The sequence below is a fragment of the Achromobacter sp. ACRQX genome, assembly GCF_022346505.1.
Lineage (GTDB): Bacteria > Pseudomonadota > Gammaproteobacteria > Burkholderiales > Burkholderiaceae_B > Achromobacter > Achromobacter animicus.
On sequence record NZ_JAKRML010000066.1, the window covers coordinates 1 to 1,315 of the forward strand.

The 1,315-nt window shown below is 62.5% G+C and carries 1 protein-coding gene; it reads right to left on the reverse strand.

Features of this window, described 5'->3' with window-relative positions; genetic code table 11:
* Positions 1-69: 69 nt before the first annotated feature.
* On the reverse strand, positions 70-1,315 hold a 1,246-nt coding region (locus MHZ91_RS28170), incomplete at its 5' end, for an IS256 family transposase (RefSeq protein ID WP_370647904.1).

The window sequence follows — 1,315 nt, forward strand, 5'->3', positions numbered from 1 at the left end:
TGTCAGTATTTTTGTGTTTGAGGCGTTAGAAGCGTGATAGTTGGTTCTATCAGGCTTATTGATGCTATCTCAGCGATACGGGTCAGTGAAGCGTTCTGCATAAATCACGGCGAACTGGTTCATAGCGGCCTTCCAGTCGTGCGTGGCGCTGCCCCAGGCCCCGGTGATGTTGCGTAGGACCAGCCACAGTAGCTTGGTGGCGGCTTCATCGCTTGGGAAGTGACCTCGCGTTTTCACCGCGCGGCGCAGTTGGGCATTAATGCTCTCGATCGCATTGGTGGTGTAAATCACCTTGCGGATCGCCGGTGGGAACGTAAAAAACGGGATCACACGGTCCCAGGCCCGGCGCCATGCGTCTGCGATCGGCGCGTAGCGTTGGCCCCAAGGGCCTTGCTCGAACTGCACGAGCGCGGCCAGCGCTGCCTCCACGGTCGCCGCCGTGTAGATCGGCCTCAGCGCCGCAGCCACCGTCCGGCGCTCCTTCCAGCTGGCGTATTCCAGGCTGGAGCGGATCAGGTGCACGATGCATGTCTGCAGCGTTGTGGCCGGGAACACCGCGTTCAGCGCCTGCTCCATGCCCTTCAGACCGTCAGTGACAGCGATTAGGATGTCCTGCGTGCCGCGGGTCTTGAGCTCGTTGAACACCTTCATCCAGAACTTGGCGCCCTCGGTCTGCTCGATCCACAGGCCCAGGATGTCGCGCGTGCCGTCCGGCAACACCGCCAGCGCCAAGTACACGGCCTTGTTGCGCACCACGCCGTCCTCGCGGATCTTGACCCGCAGCGCGTCGAAGAACACCACCGGATACATCGTCTCCAGAGGCCGCGTTTGCCAGGCCGTGACCTCGTCCATCACCGCGTCGGTCACCGAGCTGACGAACTCCGGCGAGACTTCCGTGCCGTACTGCTCGAGCAGAAACCCTTGGATCTCGCGCACCGTCATGCCGCGGGCGTACATGGCGATGATCTTGTCGTCGAACCCGGTAAAGCGGCGCTCGTGCTTGGGGATCAGGATCGGGGCGAAGCTGCCATCGCGGTCGCGTGGGATCTCTACCCGAAGCGGCCCATCATCGGTCAGGACCGTCTTGGAGCTCTTGCCGTTGCGTTGATTGGTGGCCTGCTCGGGGCGCTCGCCGCCCGCCGGGTAGCCCAGATGGTGGCCCAATTCCGCTCCAAGGGCCCGTTCGATCAGCGCCTTCTTGAACGCCATCGACAGGTCCTGCACCGCCTCGGCGGTCATCGGGCCTTTGACGAATTGATCAACCAGCTCGGCGGGAATCGCCGGCAGTTCCCTCAGCGGTGTCTTTTTCTTGGTA